At 59.1% G+C, this 19,266-nt stretch carries 15 protein-coding genes, 1 tRNA gene, 2 rRNA genes and 1 pseudogene (1 of these 19 only partly in view); 13 read left to right on the forward strand and 6 right to left on the reverse strand.

Annotated elements, in window-relative coordinates; translation table 11 throughout:
* From BTN45_RS20790 to BTN45_RS26405, 4 genes are all read left to right on the forward strand, one after another.
* A 23S ribosomal RNA gene (locus BTN45_RS20790) occupies positions 1 to 2,757 on the forward strand; it begins 43 nt to the left of the window's first position.
* A gap of 265 nt (positions 2,758 to 3,022) precedes the next feature.
* Positions 3,023 to 3,137: ribosomal RNA gene (gene rrf / locus BTN45_RS20795) — 5S ribosomal RNA — on the forward strand.
* Between the two features lie 219 nt (positions 3,138 to 3,356).
* Positions 3,357 to 3,433: transfer RNA gene (locus BTN45_RS20800), tRNA-Met, on the forward strand.
* A gap of 7 nt (positions 3,434 to 3,440) precedes the next feature.
* Positions 3,441 to 3,929 (forward strand): hypothetical protein, encoded by a 489-nt coding sequence (locus BTN45_RS26405; RefSeq protein ID WP_246751714.1) that lies wholly within the window; start codon positions 3,441 to 3,443, stop codon positions 3,927 to 3,929.
* A gap of 498 nt (positions 3,930 to 4,427) precedes the next feature.
* Here BTN45_RS26405 and BTN45_RS26410 read toward each other — a convergent pair.
* From BTN45_RS26410 to BTN45_RS20825, 5 genes and pseudogenes are all read right to left on the reverse strand, one after another.
* Positions 4,428 to 5,261 (reverse strand): annotated as a pseudogene (locus tag BTN45_RS26410) (recombinase family protein); the annotation flags it as partial.
* A 56-nt stretch (positions 5,262 to 5,317) separates the two neighbouring features.
* A complete protein-coding gene (locus BTN45_RS20810; RefSeq protein ID WP_207590824.1) occupies positions 5,318 to 5,827 on the reverse strand; it encodes a recombinase family protein in 510 nt (169 codons plus the stop codon).
* A gap of 215 nt (positions 5,828 to 6,042) precedes the next feature.
* Positions 6,043 to 7,023 (reverse strand): hypothetical protein, encoded by a 981-nt coding sequence (locus BTN45_RS20815; RefSeq protein WP_246751715.1) that lies wholly within the window; start codon positions 7,021 to 7,023, stop codon positions 6,043 to 6,045.
* A gap of 568 nt (positions 7,024 to 7,591) precedes the next feature.
* Positions 7,592 to 7,927, reverse strand: a complete 336-nt coding sequence (locus BTN45_RS20820; RefSeq protein ID WP_207590825.1) for a hypothetical protein — start codon at positions 7,925 to 7,927, stop codon at positions 7,592 to 7,594.
* Between the two features lie 87 nt (positions 7,928 to 8,014).
* Positions 8,015 to 8,284 (reverse strand): hypothetical protein, encoded by a 270-nt coding sequence (locus BTN45_RS20825; protein ID WP_156316112.1) that lies wholly within the window; start codon positions 8,282 to 8,284, stop codon positions 8,015 to 8,017.
* Between the two features lie 329 nt (positions 8,285 to 8,613).
* On the opposite strand from BTN45_RS20825, the gene BTN45_RS20830 reads away from it, so the two are divergent.
* The 9 genes from BTN45_RS20830 (at position 8,614) to BTN45_RS20870 (ending at position 18,428) form a co-directional block, all read left to right on the forward strand.
* Positions 8,614 to 9,714, forward strand: coding sequence for a hypothetical protein (locus BTN45_RS20830; RefSeq protein WP_207590827.1), 1,101 nt, complete (start codon positions 8,614 to 8,616; stop codon positions 9,712 to 9,714).
* A 337-nt stretch (positions 9,715 to 10,051) separates the two neighbouring features.
* Positions 10,052 to 11,107: a hypothetical protein gene (locus BTN45_RS20835; RefSeq protein ID WP_207590829.1), complete on the forward strand. Its 1,056-nt coding sequence runs from the start codon at positions 10,052 to 10,054 to the stop codon at positions 11,105 to 11,107.
* Positions 11,108 to 11,241: 134 nt separating this feature from the next.
* Positions 11,242 to 11,745 (forward strand): hypothetical protein, encoded by a 504-nt coding sequence (locus BTN45_RS20840; protein WP_207590831.1) that lies wholly within the window; start codon positions 11,242 to 11,244, stop codon positions 11,743 to 11,745.
* Entirely contained in the window at positions 11,738 to 13,618 is a 1,881-nt protein-coding gene (locus BTN45_RS20845; RefSeq protein WP_207590833.1) for an ATP-binding protein, read from the forward strand. Before BTN45_RS20840 ends, BTN45_RS20845 begins: the two co-directional genes overlap by 8 nt.
* The gene (locus tag BTN45_RS20850; protein WP_207590835.1) at positions 13,615 to 14,382 is read left to right on the forward strand and encodes an ATP-dependent Zn protease; all 768 of its coding nucleotides are present in this window, start codon (positions 13,615 to 13,617) and stop codon (positions 14,380 to 14,382) included. The genes BTN45_RS20845 and BTN45_RS20850 overlap by 4 nt, the downstream gene beginning before the upstream one ends.
* Before the next feature lie 32 nt (positions 14,383 to 14,414).
* Positions 14,415 to 15,353 carry a DUF429 domain-containing protein gene (locus BTN45_RS20855; RefSeq protein WP_207590837.1) on the forward strand — a complete coding sequence of 313 codons (939 nt, stop codon included), beginning with the start codon at positions 14,415 to 14,417 and terminating at the stop codon, positions 15,351 to 15,353.
* Between the two features lie 457 nt (positions 15,354 to 15,810).
* On the forward strand, positions 15,811 to 17,307 hold the full coding sequence (gene istA / locus BTN45_RS20860; protein ID WP_207590839.1) for an IS21 family transposase: 1,497 nt from the start codon (positions 15,811 to 15,813) through the stop codon (positions 17,305 to 17,307).
* Positions 17,304 to 18,062, forward strand: coding sequence for an IS21-like element helper ATPase IstB (istB, locus tag BTN45_RS20865; protein ID WP_207590841.1), 759 nt, complete (start codon positions 17,304 to 17,306; stop codon positions 18,060 to 18,062). Before istA ends, istB begins: the two co-directional genes overlap by 4 nt.
* Before the next feature lie 171 nt (positions 18,063 to 18,233).
* Positions 18,234 to 18,428 carry a hypothetical protein gene (locus tag BTN45_RS20870; RefSeq protein WP_207590843.1) on the forward strand — a complete coding sequence of 65 codons (195 nt, stop codon included), beginning with the start codon at positions 18,234 to 18,236 and terminating at the stop codon, positions 18,426 to 18,428.
* Between the two features lie 355 nt (positions 18,429 to 18,783).
* Here the strand turns inward: BTN45_RS20870 and BTN45_RS20875 are convergent, their stop codons facing one another.
* Positions 18,784 to 19,236: a carboxymuconolactone decarboxylase family protein gene (locus tag BTN45_RS20875; RefSeq protein ID WP_109989449.1), complete on the reverse strand. Its 453-nt coding sequence runs from the start codon at positions 19,234 to 19,236 to the stop codon at positions 18,784 to 18,786.
* Positions 19,237 to 19,266 lie beyond the last annotated feature (30 nt).

The raw sequence follows: 19,266 nt of genomic DNA on the forward strand, positions 1-19,266 counted from the left end.
CAGGCGAAGAAGGACGTGATACGCTGCGAAAAGCCGTGGGGAGCTGCGAATAAGCTTTGATCCATGGATCTCCGAATGGGGCAACCCACCTTAAATGCTTGGAAAATCCAGTCTGTTTTAACGAACGGCCTGGGTTTCCAAGCATTGTGATAAGGTATCTTACTTTCGAATACATAGGGGTAAGAAGCGAACGCAGGGAACTGAAACATCTAAGTACCTGCAGGAAAGGACATCAACCGAGACTCCGCAAGTAGTGGCGAGCGAACGCGGACCAGGCCAGTGGCAATGATGAATAAAGCGGAACGATCTGGAAAGGTCGGCCATAGAGGGTGATAGCCCCTTACGCGTAGAACAGTCATTGTCCTTGAGTAGGGCGGGACACGTGAAATCCTGTCTGAACATGGGGAGACCACTCTCCAAGCCTAAGTACTCGTGCATGACCGATAGCGAACAAGTACCGTGAGGGAAAGGTGAAAAGCACCCCGACGAGGGGAGTGAAATAGAACCTGAAACCGGATGCCTACAAACAGTCGGAGCCCGCAAGGGTGACGGCGTACCTTTTGTATAATGGGTCAACGACTTAGTGTAACTAGCAAGCTTAAGCCGGTAGGTGTAGGCGCAGCGAAAGCGAGTCTGAATAGGGCGATTGAGTTAGTTGCATTAGACCCGAAACCGAGTGATCTAGCCATGAGCAGGCTGAAGGTTGGGTAACACCAACTGGAGGGCCGAACCCATAACTGTTGCAATAGTTCGGGATGACTTGTGGCTAGGGGTGAAAGGCCAATCAAACTCGGAAATAGCTGGTTCTCCGCGAAATCTATTTAGGTAGAGCGTCGACCGAATACCCTCGGGGGTAGAGCACTGGATGGGCTATGGGGACTCACCGTCTTACTGATCCTAACCAAACTCCGAATACCGAGGAGTACTAGTCGGCAGACACACGGCGGGTGCTAACGTCCGTCGTGAAAAGGGCAACAACCCTGACCTCCAGCTAAGGTCCCCAAGTCATGGCTAAGTGGGAAAGGATGTGAGGATCCCAAAACAACCAGGATGTTGGCTTAGAAGCAGCCATCATTTAAAGAAAGCGTAACAGCTCACTGGTCTAAATAAGGGTCTTTGCGCCGAAAATGTAACGGGGCTAAAGCCATGCACCGAAGCTGAGGATTTGCACTTTGTGCAAGTGGTAGCGGAGCGTTCCGTAAGTCTGTGAAGGCGGACCCGTGAGGGCTGCTGGAGATATCGGAAGTGCGAATGTTGACATGAGTAACGATAAAGGGAGTGAGAGACTCCCTCGCCGAAAGACCAAGGGTTCCTGCTTAAAGTTAATCTGAGCAGGGTTAGCCGGCCCCTAAGACGAGGCGGACACGCGTAGTCGATGGGAACCACGTTAATATTCGTGGGCCTGGTGGTAGTGACGGATCTCGTGTGTTGTTCAACCTTATTGGATTGGTTGGGCGGCGAAGAGGTTCCAGGAAATAGCTCCACCGTATAGACCGTACCCGAAACCGACACAGGTGGTCAGGTAGAGTATACCAAGGCGCTTGAGAGAACTATGTTGAAGGAACTCGGCAAATTGCACGCGTAACTTCGGAAGAAGCGTGACCCTTTTGTACGCAAGTATGATGGGGTGGCACAGACCAGGGGGTAGCGACTGTTTATCAAAAACACAGGGCTCTGCGAAGTAGCAATACGACGTATAGGGTCTGACGCCTGCCCGGTGCTGGAAGGTTAAAGGGAGGGGTGCAAGCTCTGAACTGAAGCCCCAGTAAACGGCGGCCGTAACTATAACGGTCCTAAGGTAGCGAAATTCCTTGTCGGGTAAGTTCCGACCTGCACGAATGGCGTAACGACTTCCCCGCTGTCTCCAACATAGACTCAGTGAAATTGAATTCCCCGTGAAGATGCGGGGTTCCTGCGGTCAGACGGAAAGACCCCGTGCACCTTTACTATAGCTTTACACTGGCATTCGCCAAGGCATGTGTAGGATAGGTGGTAGGCTTTGAAGCAGGGACGCCAGTTTCTGTGGAGCCATCCTTGAAATACCACCCTTATCTTCGTGGATGTCTAACCGCGGTCCGTTATCCGGATCCGGGACAGTGTATGGTGGGTAGTTTGACTGGGGCGGTCGCCTCCGAAAGAGTAACGGAGGCGCGCGATGGTTAGCTCAGACCGGTCGGAAATCGGTCGTCGAGTGCAATGGCATAAGCTAGCCTGACTGCGAGACTGACAAGTCGAGCAGAGACGAAAGTCGGTCATAGTGATCCGGTGGTCCCGTGTGGAAGGGCCATCGCTCAACGGATAAAAGGTACGCCGGGGATAACAGGCTGATGACCCCCAAGAGTCCATATCGACGGGGTTGTTTGGCACCTCGATGTCGACTCATCGCATCCTGGGGCTGGAGCAGGTCCCAAGGGTATGGCTGTTCGCCATTTAAAGCGGTACGTGAGTTGGGTTCAGAACGTCGTGAGACAGTTCGGTCCCTATCTGCCGTGGGTGTAGGAATATTGACAGGATCTGTCCCTAGTACGAGAGGACCGGGATGGACGTATCTCTGGTGGATCTGTTGTCCTGCCAAGGGCATAGCAGAGTAGCTATATACGGAATGGATAACCGCTGAAGGCATCTAAGCGGGAAACCAACCTGAAAACGAGTGTTCCCTATCAGAGCCGTGGAAGACGACCACGTTGATAGGACGGGTGTGGAAGCACAGCAATGTGTGAAGCTTACCGTTACTAATAGCTCGATCGACTTCTTCGTTCCCATTGTTCATGCTCATCAAGCGAAGCTTGATGATCTGTTCTGTCTTCACGCTGACGTGGCCTTCGGCCACTACGCTGCAGACGGCGCGCCAAACGATTGGCGACGGACTAGCGTCCTGTATGGGCGCCACGCTCGACCTCGAGCAAGGCAACATACGGATAAGTCACAGAAACGACGTGTAAATTAAAAACGAAGCGCAAGCTTCCCAGCTTCTCGAAAACAACGTTCATGTGAAAACATGAACAATGTTGCGTTTTGCCGACCTGGTGGTTATCGCGGGGCGGCTGCACCCGTTCCCATTCCGAACACGGCCGTGAAACGCCCCAGCGCCAATGGTACTTCGTCTCAAGACGCGGGAGAGTAGGTCGCTGCCAGGTCTGCAAAACGCATCAAAAATCTTCTCATCACATCCCTCGGCCCAGCCGAAAAAAAGGGCCGCCAAAAGCGGCCTTTTGCAGTTTAAGACAAAACTTAAGGAAAACGCCAAGTGCGTCCCTTACAGGAGATAAATTGCTCCGCAATTTACTCCGGCAAAGATCCGTCGTCGCTAAAGCAACGACGTAACCGCGACATTCGGCCTTGCCGAATGCGCTGGACGCGGGGTGGAGCAGCCCGGTAGCTCGTCAGGCTCATAACCTGAAGGCCGCAGGTTCAAATCCTGCCCCCGCAACCACCGACATTTGCAAATTCTCCCACTCGGGAAGCCGATCGAGAAACTCCTCGCGGTAAATGTCGAGCATGATCTCTCTCTTCTCCTCGCTGTCGAGTTCGCCGGCTTCGATCCGATCCATGAAATCCTCGTGGATCTCCGAAATCAGGCGGCTGCTCATGTAGTCGATCACGTCCATCTGGGCGAGGATTGCGGCAATCAAGCCATGCACCTGCAGGCTTGCCGGCTGGTGGCCCGGTGTCTTGCCGATCACCACTTTCTGGACGAGCTGACGCACGATCGGCATCAGAGCGCGCTTTGCATCCTCATTCTTGCCCTTGCGCGCCAGCCGCATGAACTGCCGCATCGACCTCTCCGTCTGTGTTGGATTATGGCGCTGGCGCAATTCCTCGATCTTGGCGATCATGTCCGGGCCGCTTTCCGTGAAACTGGCAATATCCTGTTCAAGCGCCTGTCGTTCGGTTTCGAGCCGGTCGAGCGTGTCATCGAGCGCCGGTAGGCGAGGGCGGCCCTCGGCCGCACGGTCACTGATCTGCTGGATGATGTTCTGCTGCTTGCCCTCGACTTCCACGAGCTTGCGCTTCATCAGGTCGCGTTCGGCAAGCGGACGTTTGAGTTTTGCCGTCTCGTAAGCGATGCTCTGTTCGGACAGTGTGTCGAAGATGCCTTCGGCGAAAAATGCCGCCGGCAAGCAGTCCAACACGCGGCTCTCCAGCTCCTGACGAATGATCGTTTTGCTGTTGCTGCAGCATGCGCCGCCAAGCTCGTCGATCGGCAGGCGTTTCTTGCGGTTGGTGCAGCTATAGCGATCCTTGCCGGAAATCGCGTAGGGGCCGCCGCATTCCTCGCATTCGAGGAGCTGGCTCAAAAGATATTCCGGCCGGTGCGTGGCATTGAGCCGGTTACTCTGCCCGAAATCGAACAGCTCCCCAATCTCCTTCTGCCGGTCCTTGACGCGGCTCCACAACTCGTCCGAGACGATGCGCATCTGCGGCACCTCCGCCAGAACCCATTCGCTCGCGTCATTGGCGCGGGCAGTACGCTTCTCCGTCTGAGGGTTTTTGCGGTACTGGCGGCGGTTCCAGACCATGCGGCCGATATAGCTCTCGTTGTTGAGAATGCCGGTGCCACGGCCGACATGGCCGCGGATTGCAGTGTCGCGCCATTTGCGGCCGCGTGGGCCTGTGACCTTCTCTTCGTTCAACAGGAGTGCGATATCGCGCGGCGACATGCCGTCGGCATAGAGCTGGTAGATGCGGCGGACGATGCCTGCCTTCTCGGGATCGATCTCGCGCAAGCCCTTGATACGGTCGCCGTTAGCGTCGCGCTCCTGGGAGAGCCGGTAACCGTATGCAAGGCAGGTCGATGCCTTGCCCTTCTTCACTGCCGTCTTCATCCCTTCGCGTGTCCGGTACCGGATCTGCTCGACCAGTTCATGACTGAGCGCTGCACGAAGCGCCAGTTCCAGATCGGTGACCGGTGCTCCGGCGTGGACGGTCCAGATGTCGACGTCGCGGTAACGCAGTTCCTTCAGGATCTTGGCGCTGTGCTCGATGTCGCGCGACAGACGGTCGACGGTGACGCAAAGCACGATATCGGTCCGCTCGCGCTTCACATGCGCCATAAGGCCCTGGATACCGGGACGGAGCTGGTAGCTCGTGCCGCTGATCGCGGCATCGGAATAAGTAGCGACCAGCTTCCATCCTCGCGCCTTGACGAAGGCTTCGCCAAGCTCGATCTGTGTTTCGATCGAGACCTCGTGCTGGCGGTCGGTGGAATAGCGGGCGTAAAACAGAACGGTCTTGGTCATACTGAATTCCATCTGAAACATCGTCGTCGTGAGCACTGGCCGGCTCTGCCGGCCAGTGTGTCATCTAGGCAAAAAACTTACGGCGTTCCCACAGGGCCCCGCGCCGCGAAACCCTGGCGCTGCTTGACGCGGGTCCAGAGTTCATCGCTGACGATCCGCAGGGCAGGAGTGAGGTCGCAATCACGGCCCGGTACCCGGGACCGGCCGCTATAGATCTCGTTGTTGAGGATGCCGGTGTGACGTGCGCGGTCACCGCGGATGGTGGTGTCACGCCACCTGAGGCCACGAGGCCCGCGGATACCCTCAGCGTTCAGGGCTTCCGCGATCTTTGCCGGCGACACGCCGTCGGCATAGAGCTGGTAGATGCGGCGGACGATAGCGGCCTGATCGGAATCGATCTCCCGCATAGCCTCGAAATGGTCACCCGCCCCGTCGCGCTGCGTGGAAAGCTTGTAGCCATAGGGGGGGAAGGTCGGTTCGTTGCTCTTTGCAACCAGCATCTCGAGATCGGTGATCGGCGTGCCGATGACCGCCGTCTGTTTGCGGTCGGTGGCGTGGCGGGCGTTAAACAAAGCATTCTCGGTCATAGGGTCCTCGCGGGTCTTATGGGGAAATGGTAGCCTGGCGCGGATCGCTTGGGAGCCCGCGACAGCCGCGAGGTCATCATGTCCTGGCGGTGGTGCGTGATGGAGCAGCGTGGAGCGCGCTGCCCTTGGGTGTCGGAGCGTATCGAGGACTGAGGGCGAGGTGGTCTTGCGCTGCAATAATTGCCGCGATTACGCTCGCCGCGCGGAGGTCGCTATTACTCCATCGCCGCGCGATAGGCGGCGGCGGCGTCGGTGTTGCCGGCAAGGCGGTTGTCCGAACGCGGCATCAGGATCTGATCCTCGATGTTCTCGCGGCTGCCAAGCCAATACCAACCCGTCTCCTTGGGCCGGATCACAAACACCTCGTGCGGCGTGATCTTGATGCGCGCTGCGTTGGTCTCGGCCTTGATCGCCTCGTGGAAAAGCCGGTCGAGCTTGGAACTCGCACCCGACTTGGGCGCCGGCGTTCTGGAGGCGATCTTCGAACGCGCGATGCGGTCGGTCACCACGAAGACGCGGTTGACCTTCTTGCGGCGACCATTTGCGTCGTCGATATCGATGACGACACCACCGCTAAGAACATCACAGAAGACGCCGCCGTTCACCGCCACAGCGTGCGTGCTGAGAAACACGACGCTGGGATGGTCGCGCTCCACGCCGGTGCGGCTCTTCAAATAGGCGGCCAGCGTCGGCTTATGGTGAAGCCAGCGCCAGTGTCCAACATATCCGAGGAGGCGCAAAGCCTGCTCGATCTCGTCACCCCGCGTGTGTCTGATCGGCGGGGTGTAGGAGAAGTCGAGCCAGCCCGCGCCATAGCGCACCTGACGGATGGCATCGGCCGCCTGAGAGACGGTCACGCCAGCGACGGAGGCAATGACGACGGTCCCGGAATACAGGCGAGACCTGGTATCCTTGACTACGTCATACAGGTAGCGGGTCCTGATCGATCCGACGCCGGGCACGGGCTTCGTCGCCGCGGGTTTGACAGGAGCGATTGCGCGCTGAACACGTTCCGCACGATTGCGGAGTGCAGCGTTCACCGCCTCCAAGGGGAACGTCAGAACGTTGTTCTGGCGATCGTCCTCAGAGCGCGCGCGCTTGCAGGACTCTTCCTGCGAAGTAGGGGTATGCGACATGGTGGCTCCTTTCGTGAGCAGATCTTCGTCGTCGTCGACGAAGATCTGCGCGAAGGGCACGATCGCGCATGCGGCCGGTGCAGAACCCCGAGGTGGGTGTCTGGCACTCAAGGTCTCCTGACGGCGGCATAATGGCGCCATCAACATGACGGTAATCGAACATGGGCGCCTCCTTCCGTTTTCCTGGACTGGCCTGGGTTGAACATCGCTGTCCGCCAAAAAACACAGGCGTTCGCTCGCCGCAAGTGGGTGTAAGCCGTTGAAGTTATTCAGGGCGATTGAGTGAATTACGTGACGTTCTCAAAATGGGACATGGCTTTGTATTGAAAAAATTGGACATGCTTCGGAGGGGCCGTGGGCCGGCAACGGCGTGGTAACCATAAGATGCAGCGCCCGTGTGGCGAAGATGCAACAATTTGAGGCCGGCAATTATACCTGATGCGGCGACCTAGTCGACCTGCCGGCATTGCGACGTCGCGTAAACACCTCTGGAAATCCGATTCAGAATCGAACGGCGTTTTATGAAGTAACGGGGGGAAACGTGTCAGAACTTGCAAACGCCGTCAGGCGTTGACCGGCACCTCTTGATGGAAAGGCCGAGATCGACGCAGAGCAGGCCGACGCCGCCTCAAGCGTCCCGATCGGGATCCTCGGGATGGAGAAGGTGGACCTTGCGACGAAACGGCCAGTGGCCTGTGCGGTACTTGGCGACGAGTTCCTCGAAGACGATGTCGGACTCCCGCTCGTCAAATCCCTGCTCCACAAGCATCCTGACAACCCGATCTTGAAAATCCTCCAGCACCTCTTTCGCGTCCCTGGCCGCCATGCTGGAAATCGTCATGAAGAGCGCCGTGCGGGCGATGTCGTCGCGGTCGGGGCGCCTGGCCTTGCGACCGGCATCGCGCAGCTTCTGCTGCCGTTCGCGCTGTTCGCGATTACGGATCTCGTCTGACTTGCTTGCCATGTTGCCACTCCCATACGCCTGTTGGCCTGATTGCCAGACCGGCCGCGTCCCGGCAACGCCATTTGCCCCGGAATCGAAAATCCCGGTTCATGAATCGGAAATCCAAGGCTCGGAATCACGGATACGCAATTTGAAATGAATTGCGGGCACGTTGAACAAGGTCGAGATGACGTGCGGCACCCAAACGGCGGCTGCGGAATCAAAACTCCGGTGTTCTGAATCAGAAATCCGGAACTGGGAATCAACGATACGCAATTTGTCTCGACGTGTGGGCAATTTTAGATGGCGCACCGGCAATGTGCGGTAATCTCGGCCAAATCGCCTCGCTGTATCAAGCAGCGTGTAATTGGACGCCATGTCGTGCTTCCCGTTCTCGATGGCCGCATCTCTTCAGGCCCTTACCAGCAGAGTTGGTTCACCGCCCGGAAACGGCGTATCGAGGCTCAAATTCTGCTGGATTTACTCTGCAGTATATTGATAAGTAAAAAATTATTTTACGACGCGTAAATTTGGTTAATTTGCATAGATATATAAATAATAATCGTATAAATTTAAGTTTATATGGCGTCTATTCTTGAGTGTTTTTTTGGTCATTGTTTGACAGTTACTACGATTGCGCTGAAAATATGTGTGTTCGATCGGCTTGTTGTCGAACGTATCGTGTCAGTAACCAATGGAGTCCTATCGTGACCGTATCCAAAGAAAACACCACCACCCTGCCTGCCGCCTTCGCCCGTCACTACGAAAAGCTCAACATAGACAGCAAACTTCGCAAACGGCTCGAAACCAGTGCTTCCAAGATCTTCGATCTTGGCCGTCGCACGACCGAGCAGACCTTTGAGCTCGGCGACCATCTGGATGAAGCTGCCGTGCTGCTGGACGATGGGGTTTTTGACAAGTGGGTGAAGCTCCGCTGCGGCATCGCCCCCCGCACGGCACGGGGCTATATGTCCGTGTTCCGCAATCTCGCTGACTTCCGGGATGAGCTTGTCGACCTGTCGGTCGGGACGACAGCTCTCTTCCACCTGGCGCACGCGCCGCACGAAAAGATCCGCGAAGCGATCGCCCATGCCGAGGAGCATGGCCAGCTTCGCGTCTTTGACGTGAAAACCATCCTGACCAATGGGGAGGAGGTAGAGGACAAGAAAGTCCAGCGCGACTTCTATGGTGCAGGCGGGGTGACCGGCCTCAAGGCGTTGATTGCGATCAAAGCCCGCGACGGCCTGAAGATGTTTGTCGTGCATATCGACGTGATCGTTCAGGCGATCAAGACGGCGCTGGACCAGAAGCGGGTGATCAAGGAGGCCCTGGCGAGGGAGGTCGAGGATCTCGCGCGTGTCGCGCGCATGGAGCTTGAAAGTCTGGCGCAGTTCGTTGAGCCCGATAGCGACCTGCGTCGTCATCCGCGCTCGACGCAGTTCCCGAAGAAGACCGAATGGGCGGTCGTCAACGAAACGCTGCAGAAACTCGGTCTCGTCGATTCCTGGCCGAAGTCCAAGGACCTTCCGGGCTGGCTTCGCGACGAGGTGGTGCCTGCCCTCGAATGGTCGATCTCGAAGGATCGTAAGCCGAAATGGCCACTGGCTCCGCCGAACGATGCGGTGGCCGTTACGCCGATCTTGGTAGAAGTCGGGGCTGGGGTGGCAACCGAAGACGTGATCGCGGAAAACGGCGAAACGCCGCCGGCCCGCCAGGCGCTCGAAGTGGTGCCGCCGCTGGCGAACGAGGTCGTGGCCGAACGCGATGGCCTGGATGAAGCCTCACCGGCAGAAACCGTCACGGCGTAATTTGCCTCGACGGTCCGGACGGCCGGGATGACCGGCCTCCCAGTCGCATTCTGAAAGGGCCGCTTGTCGGCCCTTTGTCTTGTCCGGGCTTCCGGTCTGGGGCTTCGTGGTCACGGCGCTGGTGGCGAGGTTCGGTGGCCGCCGTGCCAGGGCGGTCGTGAGCCCGGTGTTAACCTTGTACCGGCTTCGTTCTCTTTTTTGATTGACGGGACCTTGAGCCCGGCCCCCGGTCCTGCCAAATTGCGGACGTTCCAGATGGCTGGAACAGACGGCCCAAGCCGATGCGCCAACATCGACAAGGGCCTGACCGTCAACCTTGGTTAGAAGGAATCGGGCTATGAGCACGAATACCGTTTCTGTCCCCGCTGGGGAAGTTCTCCGTTCTGTCATCGAAGCGACCGCCGCTTCGGCTTCCGGATCCCGTCCGCGTCCGTTCGGCTTTGGCCGTGACTTGGTTCCGGCTTCCGTTCGTGAACCGGCAGCATTGCGCCGTCATCCGCATCTGGTTCGCTGGTCGGAAGTCGAGGCAGACCTCGATCTACTGATCGATCGCGCCATTGCCGCAATTGCCGATGGCGAGCCGACCGAGGACGAGATCCTCGGCCACTACGTTCACATCGCTTCGCTGGTCCGGGCGGTGTCGTTCCGCGAGGGCAAGTTGCTGGAGCAGGCGGTCGAACGCCTTGCTAAGGCCAACCCCAACGTCCTCGTCTTGACTCAGTCCCTGAAGCTGCCGCTGGTGAAGGCAGCCATGGAAGCCGTGTCCGGAAACGATTGGACCAGCCTTGATGGCGTGAAGCTCGATTGCGAGGCACCGGCCAAGGGCAGCTACACGCCGGACCTGATCGTTGTGAACCGCGCCCGCCACACCGCCTACATTCTCGACCTCAAGCGTTCGCTTGCGTCGTATGGCGACACGAGCCGCCTCGAAGAGTTGAAGGTCAAGATGATGGCCTCGGCCATGGTTCTGCCGGACTGGCTCTACAAGCACCACAAGCGGCTGATGGTCGACACGGTCGAGGTGGCGATCGTTGATGGCGCCAGCCGTCCGAGCGATCATGCCCACGGTGTTTGGGCGCTCTCCGAAATCGACGACCTGTTGGAGATCGATGGTGTTGCCGCCTGCATGGCCGAACTGCGCCTGCGCTTCGGTGCCAAGGTGCAGCAGCTTCTCGAAGCCGAGGCGCGCAAGGCGATTGGGGTGATGGTGCCGCCTGCGATGGCCGAAGCAGAAGCTATCATTGTGTCGGGGCCCGCTGGCTCGCGGATCGGCGTTGACGGTCCGAGCCTGAATGACGAGGGCGATCTCGGCCGCGTCGATGATGATCAGGATGATGAACCGACACCGGCCTTCATCCGGGTGGGCTTTGCCCGTCGCCCCGCCGCGCATTGATGGCTTGAACGTCGCAGCCTGACGCTTGCCGTCAGAGCCTGCGCGTCGATCGCCGTGGCCTGGAGGCCGCGGCTCCCCCATCCTGTTCTTCTCATCGATGCTGGATCCTAAGGTGGTCCGGCCAGGGAGTTCCCATGTCTTCCGATACCAATCCGGATGTGCCGCCGCGCATCCGCTGCGAGGCGATCTCGTCTTCGACGTTACCGAATGCCATCTGCCATCGTCCGCATTGCGCCGTCCTCGGCTATCCCGGAACCGGCCGCACGAACACGTCTGACGACGATCCGGCTTTCCTGATCGGACTGGCGCTTGGTCATGTCCGGCAAGGTGATGGTCTGACCGGGAACGTGCCGGAGATGGTCCTCGTTCGATTGCAGGCGCATGCCGACATCGGCAACCCGGCCTGCCGTTTGCTGCTCGACTGGCTGGAGCGGCGGAACAACGATCTGGTTGCGCTGTCCTCGCCGGAGAAGGTAAAGCCGTTTCCGGCTCAACAGCGCATTGACCGTCGGATGATCCGGGAGCGGCGACAGGCGGGCCCGGGTAGTTTGAAGAAACGCAGGCTGAAGACGACGCATCCATCGGAGTCCAAAACGGCAATTATTGCCGCGAAGACGGAGGGCCGGATCGATGAATAAACTGTCCCGTCTGTTCATTCGTCGGCTCGAACGGATCGCGCGCCGGGAGGCGCAGCGCAATGCCCATGCCAATGGTCTTCTGACGATGAAGGTCGTTGAGGTCGACGGCCATCTGCTGCGGCGTTACACACCGATCTTCGACATCGGCCGGATGACCGGCAATCCGGATCGTGACCTGGCATGGCTGGGTCGGACCTTCGCCGCCTATCTCCTGCCGCCACCAAAGCCCTCCGACATCATGGTCACGGAAGACCGGTCCGATGTATCGATCCTGACGGTTGCCTCGGAGGAGGGGCGGCGGAATCCCGGAGATCGTGATGCAGCGATGGATCACGCCCGGCGTGCCTATGCCGTCGGTCTTGTTGGTCGGGCGGGGCGGGGGCCGTTGGTCAGTAACATTGTTGCAGCCCTCGTTCTTGCCCGTGCCATTGAGGCGGGTCGTGTGCCGCTTGCCACGATCGTCAGTGCTGCCACCATGTCGGCGCCCGTCGTGTCTTTGCATGCGCCGATCGCCGGCTTCGAGCAGGCGATGCGGCGTTTGATCGAGACGTCGGGCTTTGTGCCGGGCGGTTCCTTGAGCGGGATCGATGGCGAGTATGTCCACGACCACACGAGTTTTGCCGGATCCGAGGGAGGCGGTAGAACCTACATCCAGTTCATCGGACAGAGCATGCAGCGCGTCACGAACGCGGCACTGCAGCGGCGTCTGGTTAATGCCCTGACGCGGGATTGCCCTATCGTAGCGATCGCGGAGAAGGCAGATGCCATCCCTTCGGAGATCAGCATTGCCGCCGACATCAATCTTGCTGCCGGCTGGCTCGATTACCCCTTCATCAGCCGGATGATCGAGGTGATCCATGGCGCTACCGGCATTGCGGCGCTGGAGCGGTGGCCGAATGCCTACGACGCGCATTACCTCACGATCGATGATGTCGTGTTGGCCTTCAGGCCGGGTCGCAGCGCACCGCAGGTCGTCGCCGTCCTGGCATCGCTCACCGAGCGCAATCGCATCGCCGCGCTGGATGGCGATGATGACGAACCCGGTACGACGGATGCCACCAAAACGCCGAAGTCGAAGAAGGACACGGTAGAAAAGACCGCGTCCGGAAAAGACGGCGGCGGCGGGTGGAAGCGAGAGAAGCCGTCGGGTGCCGAGGTCATCCAGCCGGAGCCACGGGGTGAGGGCGAAGACGATTGCCCAGCACTCGTCGTCGAAACCCTGTCAGGATACGGCAAGGCCAAGACCTGGGCGCTAGATCTGAAGGCGGACCTTGCTGACTACATCGCAGGCTCGCTGGCGTGGTCTGACATGAGCAGTAAGCTGTTGCTCTACGGCCCACCCGGGACCGGCAAGACGAGCTTTGCCAGAGCACTGTGCAACAGTCTGCAGGTGCCGCTGGTCGTGACGTCTGTTTCCACCTGGCTACAGGGTGGTCATCTCAATGATGTCATCTCGAAGATGGACAAGACCTTTGCCGAGGCGCGGGCAATCGCCCCTTCCATTCTGTTCATCGACGAGATCGATGGTATCGGCAAACGCCAGCCGGCGGAGCGGGAATACGCGGACTACTGGAATACGATCGTCAATAAAGCGCTCGAATTGCTCGATGGTGCCGTGAAATCCGAAGGCCTGATCATCGTCGGGGCCACCAATCGGCCCGACCAGATCGATGACGCGATCAAACGCTCCGGGCGATTGGAAACCCATATTGAGATCCCTATGCCCGATGTCGCCACGCTTGCGGAAATCTTCATGCATCATCTCGGTGACGATGCTGCTTCGTTGGTCCGTGAAATTGCCTCCGACAACGTTGAGGTCGTGGAGATGGATAACGAGGCCAACGACATGGCCGGAGAAGGAACTGCACAATGACAACGGCATCGAACGACAGTGATCTCGACATCGCTGAGGCGATCTATGCAGCTCTGAAGAAATTGGCGACGCGGGCCATGGGGCTGACCGGAGCAGATGTCGAGCGCATCGTGCGGCAGGCGCGGTTGAAGGCCCGCCGCGAGAAGCGAACGATCTGTTACGAGGATCTTGAGGATGGCATCCGCATGGACCGGCCGCCGGTGCCATATGATTTGCGTTGGCGTTTTGCCATCCACGAGTCGGGCCATGCGGTCGTGCATCATGCGTTGAGGCTTGGCCCGATCCATGGCCTCAACATCGACACGCCCGGCGGTGGCGGCTACAGCCGGCTCGGCTTCACGGCTTCGGGGAGCGACACGCTCGGCTATCGCGAGGATATGCTGGTGATGCTAATGGCGGGCAGAGCCGCCGAGCAGATCGTTATCGGCAAGGTGTCTTCCGGATCGGCTGGGACCGAAGAAAGCGATCTGGCGCGGGCTACGAAGATGGCGCTTGCCATGGAGCGCAGCCTAGGCTTCGGTGCTATCCAGCCGCTGCTCTATCGTGATGATAAGGATCCGACCGCCGTGCTCGATGGCAATCCGGATCTGGCGGCGCGTATCCATGTGCGGTTGGAAATGGCGCTCGCTCGGGCGGTCGAGGTTCTGAGCGAGAACAGGGACAAGCTCGATGCCCTCACCAAAGCCCTGTTCGATGCGCAGGCGTTGGATGGCGAGGCGGTAAAGCGGCTTCTCAAGCACGGTGATCGTGAAAGAGGAAGCTGATAGCCTTCGAGTGGATTAGGAGGAACGATCGTATGAATGTCGCCGTCGTCGCGCATTGCGACTGGAGCATGGACAAGAAGAAGCGCTGGATGGCCGTTGCCATCCGGGATGGGTTGCGTTGGAAAGTCAATGCCCCGGAGTTGGTCGGCGACACGTTGACCTTGATCGATCGGCTTCAAGGCCGATCGGTCGAAAACGGCTCGCTATTGCTGGGCTTCGATTTTCCGATCGGGCTTCCTCAAGCCTATGCCCGCGCCACGGAGCTTGGCTCATTCCGCGACGCTCTTGCAATGTTCGGATCCGGGGTATGGTCGGACTGGTACAGCGTCGCGGATCATCGAAGTCGCATTTCCGTCCATCGCCCTTTCTATCCGGCACGACCGGGCGGCACCCAGCGGTCTCACCTTTTCGATGCTCTTGGCATTGTGAACCCGCTTTCGCTGCTTCGTCTTTGCGAACATGCCACAGCAGACCGGCAGGCCGCCTGCATGTTGTTCTGGACACTTGGCGGAAACCAGGTCGGCAAAGGTGCCATCAGCGGCTGGCGAGAGGTCATCGTGCCGAATCTCAGCGGCATCGGCCTTTGGCCATTCGACGGAAGGCTGCCAGATCTGCTTGCCACAAACCCCTGCGTCATCGCCGAAACCTATCCGGGTGACGTCTACCGACAGCTTGGGATGCCGCGCGGCGGATGGAGCAAGCGGCGGCAGATCGATCGACAGCGTATGGGACGTGAGATGCTGTCATGGCTTGCAGGTCGGCAGGGCATAGATGCTGGCGCATTGTCTCCAATGATCGATGATGGCTTCGGCAACGACAAGGCGGGGGAGGACCGTTTCGATGCGGTCGTTGGATTGCTTGGCATGCTCGACGTCGTCGATGGAAGACGTGACGAAGGCGTCCCGGACATGGAAGCTGTGCGCCAATGGGAAGGCTGGATCCTCGGGCACCATAGATCCGGCGTGCCGTAATCTTATTTGACCTGAAACAAGTTGCCGTCACCATATCTCAAGTCGTGCGTGACCTGAGACAAATTGCGATCATTTGATTCCGAGTTCGGGATTTTTGATTCAGAACACGAAGAGAATGATTAAGCAACGCCGTTCGCGGCAGAGCAACCTATGTTGAAGTGACATGACGTGCCCGCAACTCGAAACAAATTGCGGTCATTTGATTCCAAACTCTGAGCCATTGATTCTCTTTTCGATATTTCCGATTCCGCCAAACGGCGCTTGCGCCGGTCGGCCGGTCCTTCGACCATAAAGGAGGCCGAGGAACAGGAGGACGGGCAATGAATTTGAAAGCGTGAGAGCGGCGGTGGAAAAGTCGGCCACGGTAGCGGCGGCATAATGCTGCTGCGGGCGGAGTAAAATCCGGCCACCTATTTCCTTTCTGCAATGAACGCAGGAGGGACAGGGGATCTACACCGTGGAACTTTATTTGAGGGTTCGCCTGGCTGTTTCCGAAGGGATGACGCAGCGTCAGGCAGCAAAGCATTTCAACATATCTCGCGACAGCGTTGCGAAGATGGTGTCGTATTCGACGCCGCCCGGCTATCAGCGGCGATCACCAATCCGGCGTCCGAAGCTGGATGCGTTCGTTTCGACGATCGAGCATTGGCTTGATGAGGATCTGAAGGTGCCGCGCAAGCAGCGCCATACAGCCAAGCGTGTGTTCGACCGGCTGCGTGACGAATGCGGGTTCACCGGCGGCTACACGATCATCAAGGATTATATGCGCGAGCGGGATCAGCGACGCCAGGAGGTGTTCGTGCCGTTGTCGCATCCGCCAGGCCATGCGCAGGCCGATTTCGGTGAGGCCATGGTGGTGATCGGCGGCGTCGAGCAGAAGGCGCGCTTCTTCGTGCTGGATTTGCCTCATAGCGACGGCTGCTATGTGCGGGCCTATCCGGCGGCGGTGGCCGAAGCTTGGGTGGATGGCCATATCCATGCGTTCGCCTTCTTCGGGGCCGTGACGCAGTCGATCGTCTATGACAACGACCGCTGCCTGGTGGCGAAGATCCTGCCCGACGGCACGCGCAAGCGGGCGACGCTGTTCAGTGGCTTCCTGTCCCACTACCTGATCCGGGATCGCTACGGCCGTCCCGGCAAAGGCAACGACAAGGGGAATGTCGAGGGTCTGGTGGGCTATGCCCGGCGCAATTTCATGGTGCCGATCCCGCAATTTCCGACATGGGATGCGTTCAACGCCTTTCTGGAAGAGCAATGCCGCAAACGTCAGCGCGACAGGCTACGCGGTGAGAGCGAGACGATCGACGAGCGCTTGCAGCGGGATCTCGCGGCCATGCGCCCATTGCCGGCGTCACCCTTCGATGCCTGCGACCAGGCCAGCACCAAGGTGACGGCCCAGTCTCTCGTGCGCTACAAGACCAACGACTATTCCGTGCCGGTCGCCTACGGCCATCAGGACGTCTGGGTCCGGGGCTATGTCAATGAGGTGGTAATCGGCTGCCGCGGCGAGATCATTGCCCGCCATCCGCGATGCTGGGAACGGGAAGACGTCGTCTTCGATCCCGTTCATTACCTGCCGCTGATCGAGCAGAAGATCAATGCGCTGGATCAGGCAGCCCCTCTTCAGGGCTGGGATTTGCCGGACGAGTTCGCCACGCTGCGCCGGCTGATGGAAGGCCGGATGGCCAAGCATGGGCGGCGGGAATACGTGCAGGTTCTGCGCCTGCTGGAGAGCTTCGACCTTGCCGACCTGCATGCGGCCGTGAAGCAGGCCATTCAGCTCGGCGCGATCGGCTTCGATGCGGTCAAGCATCTGATCCTGTGCCGGGTCGAGCGCCGGCCACCACGACTGGACCTGTCGATCTACCCGTACCTGCCAAGTGCGACGGTCGAGAAGACCTCGGCTAAGGCATATATGCGCCTCCTGTCGTCTGATGCGGGAGAAGCCGCATGAGCACAGAAGCACCAGAGATACTTCTCGCGCACTATCTCAAAACCCTGAAGCTGCCGACCTTCCAGCGTGAGCACCACAAACTGGCTCGGCTATGCGCCACTGAAGGCGTCGATCACGTCGGCTACCTGTTCCGACTTGCCGAACGGGAGACCATCGAGCGGGACCGCCGCAAGGTCGAGCGCCGCATCAAGGCGGCCAAATTCCCCGTCGTCAAAAGCCTCGACAGCTTCGACTTCACCGCCATCCCCAAGCTCAACAAGATGCAGGTGTTGGAGCTGGCGCGATGCGAATGGATTGAGCGAAGGGAGAACGTCATTGCGCTGGGCCCGAGTGGCACGGGAAAGACGCATGTGGCTCTCGGCCTTGGCCTGGCCGCGTGCCAGAAGGGCCTGTCCGTCGGCTTCACCACGGCCGCCGCCCTGGTCAGCGAGATGATGGAGGCACGTGACGAGCGGCGTCTGCTCCGGTTCCAGAAGCAGATGGCTACCTACAAGCTGCTCATCATTGATGAGCTGGGCTTCGTACCGCTATCGAAGACAGGCGCGGAATTGCTGTTCGAGCTGATCTCGCAGCGCTACGAGCGCGGGGCCACCCTGATCACCAGCAATCTTCCATTTGACGAATGGACAGAAACCTTGGGATCCGAACGACTGACCGGCGCGCTGCTCGATCGCATCACCCACCACGTCAACATCCTCGAGATGAACGGCGACAGCTATCGTCTCGCCCAAAGCCGCGCCCGAAAGGCCGGCTAAAACTACCCTCAGAAAATCGCCACGCACGCATGAGACCCCCGCTCGGGCTACGCCCTCCCGGACGTCTCATGCGTGCGCCACAAGTGGCCTGGTTTTACTCCGCCGCCTGGCCGGATTTTACTCCGCCGTTGACAGATTGACAGCAAAAACATCAAAAAGCACCGCAATGATGTGCTTCGTCTGACCCAGCTTCTGCCCGGCGATGCCTCGATCACCTTGCCCGATCAAATTCGCGACGACATGCGACGCTTCTTTGATCTGGCAGAGGCGGACGACACTCTTGATCCAAAAGCGCTCAACGTGCCGTTTACCCACGATGAGGCGATTGCCCTTCTCAGGTCTGCCTACAAGTTGGTCGATGCATGAGTCGAACCTTCATCTACAGCTTTACTCCGCCATCGCTGGACCCAGCCCCCGGCGCGACCATCACATTGGACGTCTCCGAGATCGAGGACGCCGGCATTCGCGAGGTGCTGCAAACGCCCGGAGCCGCTTACGGCACATGGTCGATCCTCGATGAGCTGCTGTCGCCGACCGGCATAGGCACTCCGTTCATCTTTAAACAGCCGCTCGGGCAAGCCCGTGAAGTGAAGGTCGCGTTATCGGGCCTGTTCGGCCGGTTTGTCGCCCGTGCCTATCTTGAACGCTACTTTGACCTCTCTATCTTTGCCCATCTCGTCCGGGCAGATCGCGCAGAGCGTCACACAGCAGCCGCGTTCGCTCAGCTTGCATCCACCGGATGCTGCGACCTGAAGCCGACACAGAGGCGATTCCAGACATTGATCGTCCCGATTGCAACGCTGATGCGGGTGATCTCCGCCTCCGTGAAAAAGGCCTGGAGCGGCTGAAAGTCGGTGTCCGGCGCGTGTGTCTGTGCAACGTTTGTCAGCGCCTCGGTCCAGCCAAGCACCGCCCGCTCACGAGCATCGAAGACGGGTGAGTCCCGCCAGACGCCTATCAGGTTGATCCACTGCTCGCTCAACCCATCGCGACGCGCCTCCCTGACGTGCATATCAACGCAATAGGCGCAGCCGTTCATCTGTGAGGCCCGCAACTTGAGCAGGTGCAGAAGCCGAGGCTCAATCCCGGACGCTTTGCGCACATAGGTGTCGAGATCGGCCACCGCCTCATAGGCGTCAGGCGCAATAGCGGGAAAGTCGAAACGGGCCTTCATGGCACTGTCCTTATCTCTTTGGTTCTTGTT

Source organism: Rhizobium sp. ZX09 (genome assembly GCF_017357485.1).
In the GTDB taxonomy this organism is placed as follows: Bacteria; Pseudomonadota; Alphaproteobacteria; order Rhizobiales; family Rhizobiaceae; genus Agrobacterium; species Agrobacterium pusense.